This is a genomic window from Desertihabitans aurantiacus (assembly GCF_003344635.1).
GTDB lineage: Bacteria > Actinomycetota > Actinomycetes > Propionibacteriales > Propionibacteriaceae > Desertihabitans > Desertihabitans aurantiacus.
Genome location: NZ_QPKK01000035.1, coordinates 1 through 18758, shown reverse-complemented (window position 1 = coordinate 18758; position 18758 = coordinate 1). Strand labels below are relative to the sequence as shown.

The 18758-nt window shown below is 73.0% G+C and carries 18 protein-coding genes and 1 pseudogene; 12 read left to right on the top strand and 7 right to left on the bottom strand.

The features are described 5' to 3' along the window. The 4 genes from DVA66_RS05000 to DVA66_RS04985 form a co-directional block, all read right to left on the bottom strand. On the bottom strand, positions 1 to 567 hold a 567-nt coding region (locus DVA66_RS05000), incomplete at its 3' end, for a MerR family transcriptional regulator (protein WP_114559066.1). A gap of 5 nt (positions 568 to 572) precedes the next feature. After that, complete coding sequence (locus tag DVA66_RS04995; protein ID WP_157973843.1) at positions 573 to 1241, bottom strand: HEAT repeat domain-containing protein; 669 nt, start codon at positions 1239 to 1241, stop codon at positions 573 to 575. A 72-nt stretch (positions 1242 to 1313) separates the two neighbouring features. After that, complete coding sequence (locus DVA66_RS04990; protein ID WP_114559064.1) at positions 1314 to 1790, bottom strand: GNAT family N-acetyltransferase; 477 nt, start codon at positions 1788 to 1790, stop codon at positions 1314 to 1316. Positions 1791 to 1812: 22 nt separating this feature from the next. Beyond that, complete coding sequence (locus DVA66_RS04985; RefSeq protein WP_198671494.1) at positions 1813 to 2325, bottom strand: hypothetical protein; 513 nt, start codon at positions 2323 to 2325, stop codon at positions 1813 to 1815. 64 nt (positions 2326 to 2389) lie between these two features. Here DVA66_RS04985 and dtd point away from each other — a divergent pair, with 64 nt between their 5' ends. The 3 genes from dtd (at position 2390) to DVA66_RS04970 (ending at position 6638) form a co-directional block, all read left to right on the top strand. Continuing rightward, positions 2390 to 2818 carry a D-aminoacyl-tRNA deacylase gene (dtd, locus tag DVA66_RS04980; protein WP_114559063.1) on the top strand — a complete coding sequence of 143 codons (429 nt, stop codon included), beginning with the start codon at positions 2390 to 2392 and terminating at the stop codon, positions 2816 to 2818. Positions 2819 to 3299: 481 nt separating this feature from the next. Next, positions 3300 to 4331 (top strand): LacI family DNA-binding transcriptional regulator, encoded by a 1032-nt coding sequence (locus DVA66_RS04975; protein WP_114559062.1) that lies wholly within the window; start codon positions 3300 to 3302, stop codon positions 4329 to 4331. Positions 4332 to 4409: 78 nt separating this feature from the next. Beyond that, positions 4410 to 6638, top strand: coding sequence for a glycoside hydrolase family 3 N-terminal domain-containing protein (locus tag DVA66_RS04970; RefSeq protein ID WP_232821764.1), 2229 nt, complete (start codon positions 4410 to 4412; stop codon positions 6636 to 6638). Positions 6639 to 6653: 15 nt separating this feature from the next. Here DVA66_RS04970 and DVA66_RS04965 read toward each other — a convergent pair whose 3' ends face one another. Beyond that, positions 6654 to 7418, bottom strand: coding sequence for an alpha/beta fold hydrolase (locus tag DVA66_RS04965; protein WP_114559060.1), 765 nt, complete (start codon positions 7416 to 7418; stop codon positions 6654 to 6656). A gap of 30 nt (positions 7419 to 7448) precedes the next feature. Beyond that, positions 7449 to 7706: a MoaD/ThiS family protein gene (locus tag DVA66_RS04960; protein WP_198671493.1), complete on the bottom strand. Its 258-nt coding sequence runs from the start codon at positions 7704 to 7706 to the stop codon at positions 7449 to 7451. Between the two features lie 82 nt (positions 7707 to 7788). Here DVA66_RS04960 and DVA66_RS04955 point away from each other — a divergent pair, with 82 nt between their 5' ends. Further along, on the top strand, positions 7789 to 8448 hold the full coding sequence (locus DVA66_RS04955; protein WP_114559059.1) for a winged helix-turn-helix transcriptional regulator: 660 nt from the start codon (positions 7789 to 7791) through the stop codon (positions 8446 to 8448). 196 nt (positions 8449 to 8644) lie between these two features. Here the strand turns inward: DVA66_RS04955 and DVA66_RS04950 are convergent, their stop codons facing one another. Further along, entirely contained in the window at positions 8645 to 9553 is a 909-nt protein-coding gene (locus DVA66_RS04950; RefSeq protein WP_157973842.1) for a hypothetical protein, read from the bottom strand. On the opposite strand from DVA66_RS04950, the pseudogene mshD reads away from it, so the two are divergent. The 8 genes and pseudogenes from mshD to DVA66_RS04915 form a co-directional block, all read left to right on the top strand. Further along, positions 9503 to 10777 (top strand): annotated as a pseudogene (mshD, locus tag DVA66_RS21535) (mycothiol synthase); the annotation flags it as partial. The gene DVA66_RS04950 and the pseudogene mshD overlap by 51 nt on opposite strands. Before the next feature lie 231 nt (positions 10778 to 11008). Then, complete coding sequence (locus DVA66_RS04945; RefSeq protein ID WP_232821765.1) at positions 11009 to 13108, top strand: RNA degradosome polyphosphate kinase; 2100 nt, start codon at positions 11009 to 11011, stop codon at positions 13106 to 13108. 25 nt (positions 13109 to 13133) lie between these two features. After that, a complete protein-coding gene (locus DVA66_RS04940) occupies positions 13134 to 14057 on the top strand; it encodes an NUDIX hydrolase (protein ID WP_198671491.1) in 924 nt (307 codons plus the stop codon). A 204-nt stretch (positions 14058 to 14261) separates the two neighbouring features. After that, the gene (locus DVA66_RS04935) at positions 14262 to 15392 is read left to right on the top strand and encodes a phosphate ABC transporter substrate-binding protein PstS (RefSeq protein ID WP_114559055.1); all 1131 of its coding nucleotides are present in this window, start codon (positions 14262 to 14264) and stop codon (positions 15390 to 15392) included. Positions 15393 to 15506: 114 nt separating this feature from the next. Beyond that, the gene (gene pstC / locus DVA66_RS04930; RefSeq protein ID WP_232821763.1) at positions 15507 to 16499 is read left to right on the top strand and encodes a phosphate ABC transporter permease subunit PstC; all 993 of its coding nucleotides are present in this window, start codon (positions 15507 to 15509) and stop codon (positions 16497 to 16499) included. After that, positions 16499 to 17620 (top strand): phosphate ABC transporter permease PstA, encoded by a 1122-nt coding sequence (gene pstA, locus DVA66_RS04925; RefSeq protein ID WP_114559053.1) that lies wholly within the window; start codon positions 16499 to 16501, stop codon positions 17618 to 17620. The genes pstC and pstA overlap by 1 nt, the downstream gene beginning before the upstream one ends. Before the next feature lie 32 nt (positions 17621 to 17652). Beyond that, positions 17653 to 18432, top strand: a complete 780-nt coding sequence (pstB, locus tag DVA66_RS04920) for a phosphate ABC transporter ATP-binding protein PstB (RefSeq protein ID WP_114559052.1) — start codon at positions 17653 to 17655, stop codon at positions 18430 to 18432. A 95-nt stretch (positions 18433 to 18527) separates the two neighbouring features. Continuing rightward, positions 18528 to 18758, top strand: a 231-nt coding sequence (locus DVA66_RS04915) for a DUF2510 domain-containing protein (RefSeq protein WP_157973840.1), incomplete at its 3' end; no start/stop codon positions are given.

The window sequence follows — 18758 nt, the reverse complement described above, 5'->3', positions numbered from 1 at the left end:
GGCGGTCTCGGGCGAGCCGAGCGCCTCGGCGAGCGCCGGCACCACGCTCTCCCCGGCCTGCCCCAGCGCCCAGTGCAGGGCGCCGGCGACGACCGGGTCGTCCTCGGCCAGGGCCGCCTCGACGAGGACGTCGCCGTGGCGGTCGTCCCCGGCCAGCGACAGCACCGAGCGCTGCCGCGCCGACGGGCTGGCGGCGTCCAGCCCGCGGAGCAGCGCGATGGTGCGCAGCACGTCGGACCAGGCGGTCGGGTCGCTGCTGCGGACCCGCTCGAGCCGACGCAGCAGCTCCTGCTCGCGGGCCAGCCGCTCACGGGTGCGGGCGAGCAGCTGGTCGACCACCGCGGCGGGGTCGAAGGACAGGTCGGCCAGCACCTCCCCGACCTCGTCCAGGGTCAGCCCGAGCGCCCGCAGCGCCTCGACCTGGAAGAGCCGGCGGACATCGTCCTCGGCGTAGCGGCGGTAGCCCGCGCTGGAGCGCCCGCTCGGTGAGACGAGCCCGATCCGGTCGTAGTGGCGCAGCATCCGGGCGCTGATCCCGGAGCGCTCGGCCACCTCCCCGATCAGCACCGGCCTCAGTCGTCCTGCAGCGGAGCCCCGCGCAGCGCGACCACCCGCTGGGCCTCGGCGACCGCGTCGTCGAAGTCGACGTCGGGGTCGCGGACCAGCTGCTGGGTGGCCAGCGCGTGCGCGCGGACGTCGGGATCGGGGTCGGCGGCGGCCCGCTCCAGAACGGGCGCGGACGCCTCGCCGAGAGCGGCCAGCGCGCGGCTCAGGCTGCGGTGCACCAGCCGGTCACCGCGGCCGAGCTGGCTGATGAGCACCTCGGCCAGCGCCGCCTCCTGCCCCTCCGGCACCAGCGCAGCCGCGGCCCGCCAGGCCGTCCGCGCCACCTCGTCCTCGGTGTCGTGCAGCAGGTCGAGGGTGATCGCGGGGTAGGCCCGACGGTCACCGATCTTGGACAGCGTGTGCAGGGCCTGGCTGCGGGCCTGCGGGAACACCGAGCCGAGCTCGACCAGGAGCCGGTCGACGGTGGCCTCCGCCGGGTGCCGCGTCAGCGCCCAGGTGAGCATGTCGCGGACGAAGAAGTCCGGCTCGACCGCGGACCGCTCGACCAGCACCTCCACGTCCGCGGGCTCCGGACGCGTCCCCGCGGCCATCGCCGCCTGCAGCCGCGCCGTGGCGTCCGGCAGCTCCAGCGCCGCCCGTACCCGCGCGGCGCGGCCCTCCTCCTGCTGGGTCATCTCGACCACCTCCTGCTCCCAGGGAAGACCTTGTCACGGTGTCAAGGTCAAGTCACCGGAGTCGCCCCGGCGTCACAGCGGGCGGCGCAGCACCGTGGTCATCGTGCGGTAGGTGCTGCCGTCGTCGAGCGGCCAGGACTCCGCCCGGCGTCCCACCGCGGTGTAGCCGAGTCGCTCGTAGAGCGCCCGGGCCCGCGGGTTGTCGTCCTCGACGGTGAGCTGGACGGCCGTCCGTCCGGCGCGGCGGGCGACGTCCTCGAGCGCCTCGACCAGCAGCGTGCCCACGCCGAGGGACTGCCAGGCCTCGTGCACCGAGAGCATCCAGAGCTCGCCGGTGTCCGGCTCCTTGACGAGGTCGACCGCACCGACCGCCACCAGCCGGCCGTTGGAGGCCTGCAGGCAGAGCAGCCCGACCTCACCCTCGAGCGTGCGCTGCCACGCCTCCGCGAGTGCCCGCAGGTGGGCGGACCCGCCCGACCAGTGCAGGTCGGGCAGGTCCTCGGGCTCGAGCGCGCGGACGGTGAGCGCGACGGTCAGGCTGCGGTGCACGCCGGCAGTCTGCCGCCCACGGTCAGGCCGCCGGGCCGCGGTCCCGCACGTCGGCCACCGCGGTCATCGCCGAGCGCAGCTCGCTCAGCCACTCGTCCTGGTGCTGGGCGACCAGCCGGACGCACCAGGCCAGTGCCTCCGACCGCGAGCGGGCCACGCCGGCCTCGACCAGGGTGTCGAGCACCAGCCGCTGCGGCTGGCGCAGCCGGGTCATCACCGGGACCGCCAGGTGGGTGAACCGCTCGGTGCGCTCCCCCATCCGCACCGCCCAGGCCACCTTGCGCTCGTAGCGGTGCTCGGCCTCGCGGGCGATCTCGATCCGCTGCTCGCGGGTCTCCTCCCGCCACGCGCTGATCCGGCCCGCCCGGGCCTCGTCCCGCTCGACCTCGCTGGCGTCGGCCAGCTCCACGTCGGGCAGCGGCACCTCGACGGTGATCTCCTCGCGGTCCACCGTGATGGTGGCTCCGCGCCACGCCTCGGGCAGGCGGCCGGCGAACCAGCCCCGCACCCGTGCTTCCTGCTCGTTCGTCATCATGTAATGAACATTACGTCGTTGCACAAGACCTTGCCAGGACGGCGGCGCCGGTAGCCTGCGCGTTGTGCGAGCGGTGCTGCAGCGGGTGGCCTCGGCCGACGTGACGGTGGCCGGGGAGGTGGTCGGCGCGATCGGCGGCCCCGGCCTGCTGGTGCTGCTCGGCGTCACCCACACCGACACCGCCGAGGTCGCCGCCCGGCTGGCGGACAAGATCTGGCGGCTGCGCATCCTGCCCGAGGAGCGCTCCTGCGAGCAGGAGGGTGCTCCACTGCTGGTGGTCAGCCAGTTCACCCTCTACGCCGACACCCGCAAGGGCCGACGTCCCTCCTGGAGCGCCGCCGCCCCCGGACCGGTCAGCGAGCCGCTGTTCGAGGCCTTCGTGGCCGCGCTGCGCGCCCTCGGGGCGCACGTCGAGACCGGTGTGTTCGGCGCGCAGATGGAGGTCCGGCTGGTCAACGACGGCCCGGTCACCCTGGTGCTGGACGCCGACTGACGCCGCCCGCCCACGACGGGCCCGGGGGTCTCTGACGGCGGCGGGGCTCCAGCTGTCTCGCGGAGCACCACCACGTCGGTGGGCACCGGGTGCAGCGGCTGCCCGGCGGTGATCGGCACCCGGTGGGCCGGTGCGTACGAGAGGCGTGCGCAGCCACCTCGACGGCGTCGGGGCCGGACGTCGGCGGTGCCGGTGGGTGGCGACCCGGTACGGGTGCTCGGCGACGCCCTCGTCGGTGCACCCCGGCGCGGGGCGCGGCTGCCGTCGAGCACCGGGGTGCACCATCCGACTCCTTGTCCGTCGCGGCTTCCCGCAACTTTCGAGCCGCGTGTCGGTATACGGAACGAGGAGTGCGGGTCCGTACGTGGACGTGATCAGCGGGGCGCCAGCAGGCGGGTTCGAGAGCGCGCTGCACCCCCAGGTGCCGGGTCGAGGTGCTAACGTCTCGATACTTGCGCAACGGCGACAGAGAGGTGCCCCGGTGACCACGACCCCCTCCCGCAGTGCGCGTCCCACCATCGCGTTCATCGCCGACGAGCTGGGTGTCTCCGTCCCCACCGTGTCGAAGGTGCTGAACGGGCGTCCCGACGTGTCCGCCGCCACCCGGGAACGTGTCGAGGAGGCGCTGCGGCGCCACGGCTACAAGCGCCGCCGGGCCGTCACCCCCACCGGGGCGCCGCCGCTGGTCGACCTGGTGATCCACGAGCTGGGCTCGGTCTGGGCGCTGGAGATCATCCAGGGGGTGGAGCGCGCAGCAGCCGAGGCCGGGGTGGGCGTGGTCCTCTCCACACTGGGCGGCAGCCACCATCCCGAGCAGGACTGGCTGGACCGGGTGCTGGCCCGCCGCCCGGTCGGCGTCATCCTGGTGATGTCACGGCTCGACCCGGTGCAGCGCCACCAGCTGGAGAGCCGTTCCATCCCCTTCGTCGTCGTCGACACCGACGGCGAGACGCCGGCCGACGTCGCGACGGTGGGGTCCAACAACTGGCATGGCGGGCTGTCGGCGACCCGCCACCTGCTCGGCCTCGGGCACCGCCGGGTGGCCGTGGTCAGCGGACCGGAGGACGTGCTGTGCTCCCGGGCGCGGATCGACGGCTTCCGCAGTGCGCACGAGGAGCTGCGGCTGGGTGTCGACCCGGCACTGGTCCGTCACGGCAACTTCGTCGTCGAGGGCGGCTACCGGCAGGGCCGGGAGCTGCTGGAGCGTCCCGACCGGCCCACCGCCATCTTCGCCGGCTCCGACATGCAGGCCCTCGGTGTGCTCCGCGCCGCCCGCGAGCTCGGGCTGCGGGTGCCGGAGGACCTCTCGCTGGTCGGCTACGACAACCTGCCGCTCTCGGCCTGGGTGGACCCGCCGCTGACCACCGTCAACCAGCCGCTGCACGAGATGGCTGCCACCGCCACCCGGATGCTGGTCGACACCGGCACCTCCCACGGCGGACGGCTGCGCCGCGTCGACCTCGCGACCGACCTCGTGGTGCGAGGCAGCACCGCCGCACCGCCGGAGGGCTGAGCCGGCCCGACCCCCGGGGCCCGCCGAGCCGTCCGGGTCGGTGTGCGCACAATGAGACCCCGACCGGAAGGATCTCTCGTGAGCGACGTCCCGAACACCTCCGTCGACACCCGGGTGGAGGAGCTGCTGGCGGCGATGACGCCGGCGGAGAAGGCCGGCCAGCTGACCCAGTACTTCTCCTTCGGCCCCTCGGTCGGCGACGGCGGGCCGCAGCGGGCCGGCGAGGTCGAGGAGGCCCTCGGACGCGGTGGCGCGGGCTCGCTGCTGTTCGTCACCGACCCCGCCGAGACCAACCGGCTGCAGCGGCTCGCGGTCGAGGGCAGCCGGCACGGGCTGCCGGTGCTCTTCGGCTTCGACGTCATCCACGGCCTGCGGACGGTGCTGCCGGTGCCGATCGCGCTCGCCGCCACCTGGGACCCCGGCACCATCGAGCGCGGGCAGGCGGTCGCAGCCCGCGAGGCGCGGGCGGTCGGCATCCACTGGACCTTCGCGCCGATGGTCGACATCGCCCGCGACCCCCGCTGGGGCCGGATCGTCGAGGGCGCCGGCGAGGACCCCTACCTCGGGGCGGCCGTCGCGGCCGCGCAGGTGCGCGGCTTCCAGGGCGGCGGGCTGGGCACCCCGGAGCGGATCATCGCCGGGCCGAAGCACTTCGCCGGCTACGGCGCGGCCCTCGGCGGGCGCGACTACGACGAGGTCGACCTCTCCGACGCCCAGCTGTGGAACGTCTACCTGCCGCCGTTCCGGGCCGCGGTCGAGGCCGGCGCGGGCAACGTCATGACGGCCTACATGCCGCTCAACGGCATCCCGGCCACCGCCAACCGCTGGCTGCTCACCGAGGTGCTGCGCGGGCACTGGGGTTTCGAGGGGTTCCTGGTCAGCGACGCCAACGCGGTGCGCAACCTCACCACCCACGGCTTCGCCACCGACGCCACCGACGCCGCCGTGCGTGCGGTCGAGGTGGGGCTCGACCTGGAGATGGCCATCACCGACCCGGCCTACGCCTCGCTGCCCGCGGCGGTCGAGGCCGGGGCGGTCGAGGAGGCCGCCCTGGACGCCTGCGTGCGGCGGGTGCTCACCGCCAAGCTCCGGCTCGGTCTGCTGGACGACCCCTACGTCGACGAGCAGCGGGCCGCGCAGGTGCTCACCGACCCCGAGCACCGGGAGGTGGCGCGCGTGGCGGCCGAGCGCTCGGCGGTGCTGCTGCGCAACGAGGGCGGCCTGCTCCCCCTGGACGCCGACCGGCTCGGCTCGGTCGCGGTGCTCGGCCCGCTGGCCGACTCCCGCCGCGACACCCTCGGGCCCTGGGTGTTCGACTTCGACCTCGATGAGACCGTCACCGTGCTGGACGGCCTGCGGACCCGGCTGACCGGCGCGGACGTCCGCCACGCCCCGGGCGTCCGGCCGGCCCAGCGGCTGTTCCCCTCGATGTTCGACATGTTCCCCGGCAACACGCCGCCCGACCCCACCGACTTCGACGACGAGGCCGAGCTGCGGCGGGCGGTCGAGCTGGCCCGCGACAGCGACCTGGCCGTGCTGGTGCTCGGGGAGTGGCAGCAGATGATCGGGGAGGCGGCCTCGCGGTCGTCGCTGGAGCTGCCCGGCCGCCAGCAGCAGCTGCTGGAGGCGGTGGTGGCGACCGGGACGCCGGTGGTGCTGGTCCTGCTCAACGGACGTCCGCTCGACCTGCGCTGGGCGGTCGAGCACGTCCCCGCCATCCTCGACGTCTGGTACCCCGGCACGGCCGGCGGCACCGCGGTGGCGAACCTGCTGCTCGGCGACGTCAGCCCGGCCGGCCGGCTGCCGTTCACCTGGCCGCGCACGGTCGGGCAGGTGCCGATCACCTACGCCCACACCACCTCCCACGAGCCCCAGAACCAGGGCCGCCGCTACTGGGACGAGGAGAGCACCCCGCTGTTCCCCTTCGGGTTCGGGCTGTCCTACGGCCGGTTCGAGTACAGCGACCTCACCCTCGACCGGGACGCCGTCGGGGTGGACGACACCCTCACCGCCTCGGTCACCGTGACCAACGTCGGCGAGCACGACGCCGACGAGGTCGTCCAGCTCTACCTGCACCAGCGCTCCGGCACCGCCGCCCGGCCGGTCCGCGAGCTCAAGGGGTTCCAGCGGGTGCACCTGGCGGCCGGGGAGTCGCGGACGGTGCGCTTCGAGGTCGGGCGTGCGGAGCGGCGCTACTGGAACGCCGCCGTCCGCGAGCACGTGCTGGACGCCTCGACCTTCGACCTGTGGGTCGGCGGCAGCTCGGCCGCCACCCTCGGCACCACCTTCGCCACCACCACCGGCTGACCCGGGCGGTGCGGGTCAGCCCGCGGCGCGCCGGATCGGGATCAGGGTGGGACGGGCGTCCTGCTCGAGGAACTCCCGCACCAGCCGGGTGACCAGCTCGGGCTTGTCGTGCAGCAGACCGTGGGACGTCCCCGGCACGACCGCCAGCTCGGCCCGCGGCAGCGCCCGGTACAGCGCGAGCGTGTGCTCGGGGTGGACGATGTCGTCGTCGGCCGCGACCACGAGCACCCGCCGGTCGAGCCCGGCGAGGTGCTCGGAGGTGATGGCGAGGTCCTCCTCGGCCATGTCGGCCAGCTTGTGCGCGATGACCACGAAGTGGTCCCGCCCGTCCGGAGAGACCTCGGCGTAGCGCTCGACCAGCACCTCCGGGACGTCCTCGGCGTCCTCGTGGGTCGGGGTGACCAGCCAGCCGCCGGCCTCGAAGACGCCGCTGAGCAGGACCAGCCGCTCGACCAGGTCGGGACGCCGCAGCGCGGTCAGCAGCGCGACCACCGCGCCGTCGCTGAACCCGACCAGCCGGGCCGGACCGGCGTCCAGCTGCTCGAGCAGGGCCACGGTGTCGTCGGCCATCGCGTGCTGGCTGAGCGGTCCGTCGTGGTCGGCGGTCCGGCCGTGGCCGCGGCGGTCGGCCATCACCACCCGGAAGCGGTCGGCCAGGGCCGCCAGGTTGCCCCCGAACTCCTCGCCGTCGCCGAAGCCGCCGTGCAGCAGCAGCACCAGCTCACCCGCCCCCGTGCTGGTGACCCAGCTGGGGTGCCCGTTCAGCTCGACGTAGCCCATCTCGCCCCTCCCTCGCGGCGTGCGTGCGGTTCAGCCGCCGGCGAAGGGCGGCAGCAGCTCCACCTCGGTGTCGGCCTCGAGGGGAGCGTCCAGCCGGGAGCGGTGCACCGCCCGGCCGGAGGACAGCAGGCTGCACACGTCGACCACGCGGGCGAACCCCGGGTCGTCGGCGCGGGCGGCCTTGGCGGCCGCCAGCGCGTCGGCCAGCGAGGACGCCTCCACCTGCTCGGTCTCCACGCCGGCGGCGGCACGGGCCCCGGCCCAGTAGCGCAGGGTGACACGGTGCATGGCTGTTAGTCTCTCCCTGCCCTCAAGCGGCCAGGCGATGGGGGACGGACCACTGGGGGCACGGACACACCGAGAGGCAGGCATGGCGACACTGCTGCTGCTGAGCAAGCGCGCCACCGCCGCCGAGGACGTCCTCCCCTCGCTGTCGCTGCTGAACCACAAGGTGCAGGTGGTGCCCGCCGAGGCGTCCTCCCTGCTCGAGGGGCCGCGGGTGGACGCGCTGCTGCTGGACGCCCGCACCGACCTCGCCGCCTGCCGGGCCCTGTGCCGGGTGATCCAGACCACCGGCAAGGACCTGCCACTGCTGGTCGTGGTGACCGAGGGCGGGTTGACCGCGATGTCCAGCGACTGGGGTTTCGACGACCTGGTCCTGGACACCGCCGGTCCGGCCGAGATCGAGGCCCGGCTCCGGCTGGCCACCACCCCGGTCCAGGGCGAGCGCGACGTCATCTCCTCCGGCGGGGTGGTGATCGACGAGGCCGGCTACTCCGCCCGGCTCAACGGCCGCCAGCTCGACCTCACCTACACCGAGTTCGAGCTGCTGAAGTACCTGGTGCAGCACCCGGGCCGGGTGTTCAGCCGTGAGCAGCTGCTCTCCGACGTGTGGGGCTACGACTACTACGGCGGCACCCGCACCGTGGACGTCCACATCCGACGGCTGCGGGCCAAGCTCGGCCCCGAGCACGAGTCGATCATCGGCACCGTGCGCAACGTCGGCTACCGCTTCGTCGTCAAGCCCTGACCCCAGACCTCGCCCCCGCCCGAGCAGCTTCACACACCTTCGCCAGGCGCCACCCATGCTGCAGCTGGTGTGCGGGCCGGCGAACGTGTGTGCCGCTGCCGTCACAGTAACCCGGCACACACCTTCGCGCCACCGCACACAGGTTGCAGCATGGGTGCCGTCCCGCGAAGGTGTGTGAAGCCGCCTGCCCGGGCGCTCACTCCGGCGCGAAGGCGAGCTCGAGCCGGCGCCGCAGGCTCCGCTGGTCGAAGAGCTCGCTCCAGGTCCACCGGACCACCTTCCACCGCAGGGGACGGATGGCGTCCTCGCGCAGCTTCTCCGCGAACACCGCGTCCCCGGGGCTCTGACCTGGCTCGAGCAGACGGCCGTACTTGACCTTGCCGTCGAACTCACCGACCACGCGGTGCGCGGGCCAGGCGAAGTCGACACGGCGGACCTCGCCGTTGACGTCGACGATCTCGAGCTGCAGCTCCTGGGCCGGGACCCCCAGGGCTGCCAGCACCAGTCGGCTGATCGACTCTCCGACGCTCTCGCTGCGACCGTCCATCTCGGTCACCGCCCGACGCGCCCTGCCGATGCCCGGCCACGTCCGGCACACTTCCAGGACCTCGGCCAGCTCCGCTGCAGTTGCCAGCTCGTGGTGAAGCGCGTGGTCGCCCGCGGCCACCGCCTGGTAGAGGCTGCCGACGCGGGCCAGGTCCACCACGGTGCGCGCGGGGCTGGTCACCTGCCGGCCGCCGAGCATCGTCAGGTGGTGCTCGGGGAGTCCCGCCGTCCGGAGGTGCACCGGTCCGGCGATGCGACCACCGCTGCGTCGGGCCCGCGTCAACGCCACCTTCGTGAGGTCCGCCCGGTAGAGCGGGATCTCGTGCAGCAGGGCCGCCGAGTGGTGGCTGATCACCGGGCCGGACGGCTTCAGCCGCATGGTCGCGTCCAGCAGCTCGCGGTGGCGCGTCTCGACGTCCGGCAGGTCGTCGCCCTCCGCACCCAGGACGTAGGCGCCCCGGCGCACGCGGCGGGCCGGGCCGCCGCGGGTGGCGCGCCTCAGCTCGTCATGGGACCAGCCACTCCGCACCAGGTCGCGGGTGAGCCGCACGTCGCTCATGCAGCCATCTCAGGTCATGGCGGCAGCCGATGGTCCCTTCCGCAGCGAGATCTGTGCATAACTGCGCGACCACCCCGGCCCGACGGCCGCCCACGGAGGGGAGCACGGCACACCCCTTCGCCAGACGGCACCCATGCTGCAGCGTGGGTGCGCTGGCACGAAGGTGTGTGCCGCTCCCCTCCGTGGGTGGCCGCACACACGTTCCTCGGACGGCACACGTGCTGCAGTGTGGGTGCGGCTGCACGAAGGTGTGTGCCGGGGGTGGCAGCGGCCCGACCGGGCGTCCGCCGTGGGGTCACGCAGGGTGTCGCCCGGACCCCCTACGGTGGCCCCATGCACGTCCAGCCCGTCCCCGCCCTCGACGACTCCGCCCGCTCCGCGGTGCAGGCCCTGCGGCACAGCTGCCAGGTGGCCGACCGGACGTCCCCGCTCAACGAGGCGGCGGTGCTGGCGCTGGGCCGGCGCAGCGGGGACGGCCTGCAGCACTGGCTGCTCCGCGACGACCACGGGCAGGTGCTCGGCTACGCGCAGGCGGAGTGGATCGACCCGGCCACCGACGGCGAGCACCCGAGCACCGCCCAGCTCTGCGTGCACCCCGAGCACCGCCGGCGCGGCGGCGGCACCCGGCTGCTGTCGGCCGTCCGCGACGCCCACACCAGCCGCGGCAACGGCGGCACGCTCGGCTTCTGGGCGTTCGGACGGCTGCCCGCGGCGGCCGAGCTGGCGCTGCGGGAGGGTCTGGAGTCGTCCCGGGAGCTGCTGATGATGGGCCGCGACCTGCTCACCTCCCCCGTCACCGACGAGCCGGAGGTGCCCGCCGGCGTCACCCTGCGCAGCTTCCGCCCCGGGGAGGACGAGGCCGGCTGGCTGGCCGTCAACGCCCGCGCCTTCGCCCACCACCCCGAGCAGGGCCGGATCACCGCCGACGACCTCGCCGCCCGGATGGCCGAGCCGTGGTTCCGCCCGCAGGACTTCCTCGTCGCCGAGCGGGACGGCCAGCTCGTCGGCTACCACTGGATGAAGGCCGAGGGCGAGCTGGGCGAGGTCTACGTCATCGGCGTCGACCCCGATGCTGCCGGGAGCGGGCTCGGCCGGGCCCTGCTCACCACCGGCCTGCGCCACCTCGCCGAGCAGGGCTGCACCCGGGTCGTGCTCTACGTCGAGGCCGACCAGCAGCGGGTCGTCCGGATGTACCACTCGGCTAGTTTTGTCACCGTGCACCGCGACGTCCTGTACGTCGCCGGTCACCCCGCAGACCAGGAGACGTCCATGAGCACCGACCAGGCCGCACCTGCTCCGCCCGCCACCCCCGGCACCGACCCGGCCCCCCAGCCGGCCGCTCCCCAGGCCCCGGGCCCGCAGGCGCCCGCACCCACCCGGGACGACGCCGCGCCGGACCGTCCGGCCACGGTCTCCGACACCCTCCTCCCCGAACCGCCGGTCGAGCCGGGCGGGATGGACGACGAGGAGTTCGCCGCGGCCCTGGCCGCGCTGCCGGCGGACCGGTTCGCCGACCGGGAGCTGTCCTGGCTGGCGTTCAACCAGCGGGTGCTGGAGCTCGCCGACGACGAGCAGCGGATCCCGCTGCTGGAACGCGCCCGGTTCCTGGCGATCTTCAGCTCCAACCTCGACGAGTACTACATGGTGCGGGTGGCCGGGCTGAAGCGCCGGATCGCCGCCGGTGTCGCGGTCGCCGGGCGGAGCGGGCTGCTGCCGCGCGAGCTGCACGACGCGATCCTCACCCGCACCGCCGAGCTGGTCGCCGAGCAGGCCCGGATCTTCCAGGACGAGGTGCGCCCGGCGATGGCGGCCGAGGGCATCCAGATCCTGCCCTGGAGCGACCTCACCGATCCGGAGAAGGCCGCCATGCGCCGGCTCTTCGCCGAGCGGATCTTCCCCGTGCTCACCCCGCTCGCGGTCGACCCCAGCCACCCCTTCCCCTACATCTCGGGCCTCAGCGTCAACCTCGCGGTGCTGCTGAAGAACCCGCACACCGGCGCGAGGCAGTTCGCCCGGGTCAAGGTGCCGACGATCCTGCCGCGCTTCCTCGACCTCGGCGGCACCCGGTTCGTGGCCATCGAGGACGTCATCGCGCGCCACCTCGACCAGATCTTCGGCGGCATGCAGGTGCTGGAGTGGACCACCTTCCGGGTCACCCGCAACGAGGACCTCGAGGTCGAGGAGGACGACGCGGAGAACCTGCTGTTCGCGCTGGAGAAGGAGCTGCTGCGCCGCAAGGTCGGACGCCCGCCGGTGCGGCTGGAGGTGCAGGAGGACACCGACCCCGCGATCCTCGAGCTGCTCGCCTCCGAGCTCGACATCTCCGAGCGCGAGATCTTCACCGTGCCGGCCCCGCTCGACCTGCGCGGGCTGTTCACGCTGGCCGACATCGACCGCGAGGACCTCAAGTACCCGGCCTTCCTGCCCTCCACCCACCCGCACCTGGCCGAGGTGGAGACCGCGCGCCCCGCCGACATGTTCGCCGCCCTCAAGCAGCGCGACGTGCTCCTGCACCACCCCTACGACTCCTTCGCCACCAGCGTCCAGCGGTTCGTCGAGCAGGCCGCCGCCGACCCGCACGTGCTGGCGATCAAGCAGACGCTGTACCGCACCAGCGGGGACTCCCCGATCATCGACGCCCTGGTCGAGGCCGCCCAGGCCGGTAAGCAGGTGCTGGCGCTGGTGGAGATCAAGGCCCGCTTCGACGAGCAGGCCAACATCCGCTGGGCGCGCACCCTGGAGGAGGCCGGCGTCCACGTCGTCTACGGCGTGATGGGGCTGAAGACGCACTGCAAGCTGTCGATGGTGGTCCGCGAGGAGCCGGACGGGCTGCGCCGTTACGCCCACATCGGCACCGGCAACTACAACCCCAAGACCGCCCGGCTGTACGAGGACATGGGTCTGCTGACGTCCAACCCGGTGGTCACCGAGGACGTGGCCCGGCTGTTCAACCACCTGTCCGGGATGACCCAGGAGACCCGCTACCGCCGGCTGCTGGTCGCCCCGCACGGCATCCGCACCGGGCTGATCGACCTGATCCGGGGCGAGATCGACCACCACCGCGCCGGCCGGCCCGCCGGCATCCGGATCAAGGTCAACTCCGCGGTCGACGAGGACGTCCTGGACGCCCTCTACGTCGCCTCCCAGCAGGGCGTCCCGGTCGACCTGTGGGTGCGCGGCATCTGCACCCTCCGCCCGCAGGTGCCGGGGCTGAGCGACAACGTCCGGGTGCGCAGCATCCTCGGCCGCTTCCTCGAGCACAGCCGGCTGTTCGCCTTCACCGGTGGCGGGCGTCCGGTGGTGGGGATCGGCTCGGCCGACCTGATGCACCGCAACCTCGACCGGCGGGTCGAGGTGCTCACCTCGATCTCCAACAAGGCCCACGTCGCCGAGATCGAGGCGCTCTTCGCCCAGGCCTTCGCCGAGGACACCGTCGCCTGGCACCTGGACGCCGACGGGCTCTGGACGGCCCACACCACCGCCGCCGACGGCTCGCCGCTGGTCGACATGCAGCAGCACCTGATCGGTGCGAAGAGCAAGCGCCGCGCCAAGTGAGAGCGGCCGACGCGGGACGGCACCCGTGACCGCGAGGCGAGACGCCGAACCGGCGGACCGCCGGGTCCTCGCCGCGGGCGCGGTGGTGCTGCGACGCACCGCCGCGAGCCCGGAGGTGGCCGTGGTGCACCGGCCCCGCTACGCCGACTGGTCGCTGCCCAAGGGCAAGCAGGACGCCGACGCCGGCCCCTCCGGCGGGGTCGAGACGCTGCCGGAGACGGCGGTGCGCGAGCTGTTCGAGGAGACCGGGCTGCAGGTCGTGCTCGACTGCCCGCTCGACCGTCAGGTCTACCCGGTGGCGGCCGGCACCAAGGAGGTGCACTGGTGGCGCGCCACCGCGGTGGCCCAGCAGGAGCGCCTGCCCGACGAGGAGGTCGACCAGATCGCCTGGTGGCCGCTGGAGGAAGCCCGTCGCCGGCTCACCCACGCCGCCGACGTGGCGCTGGTCGAGCAGGCGCTCGCGCTGCCGCCGACCCGGGTGGTGGCGCTGGTGCGCCATGCCAAGGCGATGGCGCGCTCGGACTGGTCGCTGGCCGACGCGCTCCGCCCGCTCACCGACCGCGGACGCCAGCAGGCGGTCGACCTGATGGGTCTGCTGGGCGCCTTCGGCCTGCAGCGGGTGCTCAGCTCCTCCTCCACCCGCTGCGTCAGCACGGTGCTGCCCTACGTCACCGCGCGCGGGGTGCCGTTCGAGCGGTCCAGCCGGCTGAGCGAGGAGGAGGGTGCGGAGCGCGCCGAGTCGGTCCAGCGGGTGGTCGAGGAGGTCGTGCAGCGGACCGCCGCGGCCGGGGAGAACCTGCTGCTGTGCGGGCACCGGCCGGTGATCCCGCACATGCTGGCGGCCCTCGGCGTGCCCGACACCGAGCTGCGCACCGCCGAGCTGCTCGTGCTGCACGTCGACGCCGCCGGTGAGGCGGTCGCCCGCGAGCACCACCGACCGTCCAGCTGAGCGGCTCCACGCCCCGTTCGCCGGGGCGCCCGGGGGGGCCACATCACGGGGTGGTCACGACATGGTGCGCGGATCCCGACAGTCGTTCATCTGGTGTTCATGTTCGATGACGCAACCAGTCACGCGCCGCTCCTAGCGTCACCTCCGGACCCGGGAGATGGCTCCCTGTCCTGAGCTCTGTAGCCCAGCAATGGAAGGCATTTCGTGAAGACTTCACGCGCAGGCGCCCTGATCGCCCTGCTCACCTCTGCGACCATCGGCCTCGCCGCGTGCAGCTCCGACGCCCCGGAGCCCGCCCCGGCCCCCGAGGGTGGGGAGAGCGCCGGCGGCAGCGCGTCCGCCCCGGCCCAGGTCTCCGGCACCCTGACCGGTGGCGGCGCCTCGTCCCAGGAGGCCGCGATGACGTCCTGGACCCAGGGCGTCACCACGGTGCAGCCCGAGCTGCAGGTCCAGTACAACCCGGTCGGCTCCGGCTCCGGTCGTGAGGGCTTCCTCGCCGGCCAGTACACCTTCGCCGGCTCCGACGCCGCGATGGACTCCGAGGAGTACACCCAGTCCCAGCAGATCTGCGGCCCCGACGGCGCCTTCCACGTCCCGGCCTACATCTCCCCGGTCGCCGTGGCCTACAATCTGCCGTCGCTGACCGAGCCCGTGAACATGGACGCCGACACCATCGCGCGCGTCTTCACCGGTGAGATCACCACCTGGAACGACCCGGCCATCGCCGAGCAGAACGAGGGCGTCGAGCTGCCCAGCACCGGCATCACCGTGGTGCACCGGGCCGACTCCTCCGGCACGACCGAGAACTTCACCGACTACCTGACCGCCGCCGCCCCCGAGGCCTGGACCTACGACGTGGTCGAGGACTGGCCGGCCGACATCGCCGCCGAGAACGCCCAGGGCACCTCCGGCGTGGTCAACCTGGTCACCCAGACCGAGGGTGCGATCACCTACGCCGACGCCTCGGCCATCGGTGACCTCGGTTCGGTCGCCGTCCAGGTCGGCGAGGAGTACGTCCCCTACTCGGCCGAGGCCGCTGCGGCCGCCGTCGAGGCCAGCGAGAAGGTCGGCGGGGGCGCCCCGAACGACATGGCCGTGGAGCTGGACCGCACCAGCACCGAGGCCGGCACCTACCCGATCGTGCTGGTGTCGTACCACATCTACTGCTCGGCCTACGCCGACCAGGAGACCGCCGACCAGGTCAAGGCGTTCGGCACCTACGTGGTGTCGGAGGACGGCCAGGCCGCGTCGGCCGAGGCCGCCGGCAGCGCCCCGCTGTCGCCCGCCCTCACCGAGGAGGCCACCGCCGCCATCGAGGCGATCACCGTCCAGTGACGGTCCCGGGGGTCGCTGGTGCCGCTGCGGCGCCGGCGACCCCCACCCCTTCGTCGCGGCGCCCCGCTCCAGCGGGGCGCCGCGCGAACCGTGCATGATGTGAAGGAGCGCGTGGTGAGCACCCAGACCCGAGGGAGCATGGTGGCGCAGTCAACCGAAACCCAAGTCGAGACGCAGCCGCCCGCGCCGCGGTCCCGCGACAACGCCGCGGGCCGGATGGGGGACAAGGTCTTCGCGGGCATCTGCCTGGGCGCCGGCATCCTCATCCTCGTCGTCCTCGCCGGGGTCGCGGCGTTCCTCCTGCGCGACGCCGTGCCGGCGATCCTGGCCTCGCCCGAGGAGCTGGGACGGGAGACCTCCTTCTGGGGCTACGTCTGGCCCCTGGTGGTGGGCACGCTGATCGCCTCCGGCATCGCCATCGTGGTGGCCACCCCGGTGGCGATCGGGATCGCGCTGTTCATCTCCCACTACGCTCCCAAGCGGCTCTCGCAGCCGCTGGGCTACATGATCGACCTGCTGGCCGCCATCCCGTCGGTGGTCTACGGCCTGTGGGGCGCCACCTTCTTCGGTCCGCTGCTGGTGCCGATGTACGCCTGGCTGGCCGAGAACGCCTCCTTCATCCCGATCTTCGGGCCCACCTACTCCGCGGCCGGACGCACGCTGCTGACGGCGAGCCTGGTGCTGGCGGTGATGATCCTGCCGATCGTCACCTCGCTGAGCCGCGAGCTGTTCCTGCAGACCCCGAAGCTGCACGAGGAGGCCGCGCTGGCCCTCGGCGCCACCCGCTGGGAGATGATCAAGGCGGCGGTGTTCCCGTTCGCCCGCGCCGGCGTCATCTCCGCCATCATGCTCGGCCTGGGCCGCGCGCTCGGGGAGACGATGGCGGTCACGCTGGTGCTCTCGCAGGGCCCGCTGACCGCCAACCTGCTCAACGCCGGCAACTCCACCATCCCGGCCGAGATCGCGCTGAACTTCCCCGAGGCGTTCGGGCTGCGTCAGAGCGAGCTGATCGCCGCCGGTCTGGTGCTCTTCGTCATCACCCTGGTCGTCAACATGCTGGCCCGGGCCATCGTCTCGCGCTACAAGGAATTCTCGGGAGCCAACTGATGACCACCACCTCCGTCGACGAGATCGTCCCCTCCAAGAGCTCCCTCACCGCCGGCCAGCTGCCGCGGTGGACCCCGCTGGCCGTCGGCGGCGGCGCGCTCGTCGTGTCCGCTCTGGTGATGCTGCTGATCGGGTTCAACCTGCCCGGCTGGATCGTCATCGCCTGGCTGCTGTTCGTGCCCAGCATGTTCGTCGCCACCCGGGCCGTCGAGGGCCACCAGGCCGGCGTCGACCGGCTCTGGACCGTCCTGGTCTACTCGGCCTTCGCACTCGCGCTGCTGCCGCTGGTGTCGATCGTGGTGGAGGTCCTCACCCAGGGCCTCCCCGGCGTGGTCGACCCCGGCTTCTTCACCAACACCATGCAGTACGCCACCTCGCTCACCGACCAGCAGGCGGTGGAGGCCGGCACCGACATCAAGGGCGGCATCCTGCACGCCGTCGTCGGCTCGCTGCTGGTCACCCTGGCCGCCACCGTCATCTCGGTGCCGATCGGGCTGCTCACCTCGATCTACCTGGTCGAGTACGGCCGTGACGGCTGGCTCTCCCGCGCCATCGTCTTCTTCGTCGACGTGATGACCGGCATCCCCTCGATCGTGGCCGGTCTGTTCGGCGCGGCGCTGCTGCTCACCCTCGTCGGCCCGCAGGACAACCTGATGGGCTTCACCGCCGCCTGCGCCCTGTCGGTGCTGATGATCCCGGTGGTGGTGCGCTCGACCACCGAGATGCTGCGGGTGGTGCCCAACGAGCTGCGGGAGGCCTCCTACGCCCTCGGGGTGCGGAAGTCGCTGACGATCCTCAAGGTCGTCATCCCGACCGCCATCTCCGGCATCGCCTCCGGTGTCACGCTGGCCATCGCCCGCGTGATCGGCGAGACGGCGCCTATCCTGGTCACCGCCGGTGTGGCCACCCGACTGAACGCCAACCTCTTCAGCGACTGGATGATGACCCTGCCGGTGTTCATCTACCGCCAGCTGCAGAACCCGACCGCTCCGGCCGCTCCCGGCCCGTCGCTGGAGCGGGCCTGGGGTGCGGCCCTGGTGCTGATCGTCATCGTCATGGTGCTCAACCTGGCATCCCGGATGATCGCCAGGGCGTTCGCCCCCAAGAAGACCGGACGCTGATCCGCACGCCCACACGGAGAATCGAAGGAACCATGTCCAAGAGCATCGAAGCGATCGACCTCAACGTCTACTACGGCGACTTCCTCGCGGTCGAGGGCGTCAACGTCAAGATCGAGCCGCGCACCGTGGTCGCCTTCATCGGCCCGTCCGGCTGCGGCAAGACCACCTTCCTGCGCACCATGAACCGGATGCACGAGGTGCTGCCCGGGGCGACGGTGAAGGGCCAGCTGCTGCTGGACCAGGAGAACATCTACGGCTCGGCGGTCGACCCGGTGCGGGTGCGCTCCAAGGTCGGGATGGTCTTCCAGCGCCCCAACCCGTTCCCCACCATGACGATCCGCGACAACGTGCTCGCCGGGTTCAGGCTCAACGGCATCCGGATGGGTCGCAAGCAGGCCGACGAGATCGTCGAGCGCTCCCTCAAGGGCGCCAACCTGTGGAACGAGGTCAAGGACCGCCTGGACAAGCCCGGGTCAGGTCTGTCGGGTGGTCAGCAGCAGCGGCTGTGCATCGCCCGCACCATCGCGGTGCAGCCCGAGGTCATCCTCATGGACGAGCCCTGCTCGGCCCTGGACCCGATCTCCACCCTGGCCGTGGAGGACCTCATCGGTGAGCTCAAGGAGCACTTCACCATCGTCATCGTCACCCACAACATGCAGCAGGCCTCCCGGGTGTCGGACAAGACCGCGTTCTTCAACATCGCCGGCACCGGCAAGCCCGGCCGGCTGATCGAGTTCGACTACACCGACAAGATCTTCTCCAACCCGACCGAGAAGGCGACCGAGGACTACATCACCGGCCGCTTCGGCTGACCTCCCGCACCGGCCCCGGCACCCGCGAGGTGCCGGGGCCGTCTGCTGCCCGCCGGACGTCGGGGAGGTGGCCCGCCTGCTCGTAGACTCGCGCCGTGGCGAATCCTGCGGCTGGTTGGTACCCCGATCCGGGCGGTCAGCCCGGCATGTTCCGCTACTGGGACGGCGCGGCCTGGTCGGCGGCGCTCTCCCCCACCCCGCACGCCGCCCCGCCGGCCCAGGGGCTGGTGCAGGGCGCGACCCGGGTCGGTACCGGCCACGGCGGGCACGCGGCCGGTGCGGCGGCGGCCAGCGCCGGCGGACGCAGCTCGAAGGGCTGGGTGGTC

What these genes read in the sequence shown, in the direction of transcription:
- DVA66_RS04960 (WP_198671493.1), bottom strand. Translation starts at nt 7,706, where the DNA reads ATGCACCGTGTCACCCTGCGCTACTGGGCCGGGGCCCGTGCCGCCGCC.
- DVA66_RS04945 (WP_232821765.1), top strand. Translation starts at nt 11,009, where the DNA reads ATGGACGACGAGGAGTTCGCCGCGGCCCTGGCCGCGCTGCCGGCGGAC.
- DVA66_RS04965 (WP_114559060.1), bottom strand. Translation starts at nt 7,418, where the DNA reads ATGGGCTACGTCGAGCTGAACGGGCACCCCAGCTGGGTCACCAGCACG.
- DVA66_RS04985 (WP_198671494.1), bottom strand. Translation starts at nt 2,325, where the DNA reads ATGATGACGAACGAGCAGGAAGCACGGGTGCGGGGCTGGTTCGCCGGC.
- pstA (WP_114559053.1), top strand. Translation starts at nt 16,499, where the DNA reads ATGACCACCACCTCCGTCGACGAGATCGTCCCCTCCAAGAGCTCCCTC.
- DVA66_RS04995 (WP_157973843.1), bottom strand. Translation starts at nt 1,241, where the DNA reads ATGACCCAGCAGGAGGAGGGCCGCGCCGCGCGGGTACGGGCGGCGCTG.
- DVA66_RS04950 (WP_157973842.1), bottom strand. Translation starts at nt 9,553, where the DNA reads ATGAGCGACGTGCGGCTCACCCGCGACCTGGTGCGGAGTGGCTGGTCC.
- DVA66_RS04955 (WP_114559059.1), top strand. Translation starts at nt 7,789, where the DNA reads ATGGCGACACTGCTGCTGCTGAGCAAGCGCGCCACCGCCGCCGAGGAC.
- pstB (WP_114559052.1), top strand. Translation starts at nt 17,653, where the DNA reads ATGTCCAAGAGCATCGAAGCGATCGACCTCAACGTCTACTACGGCGAC.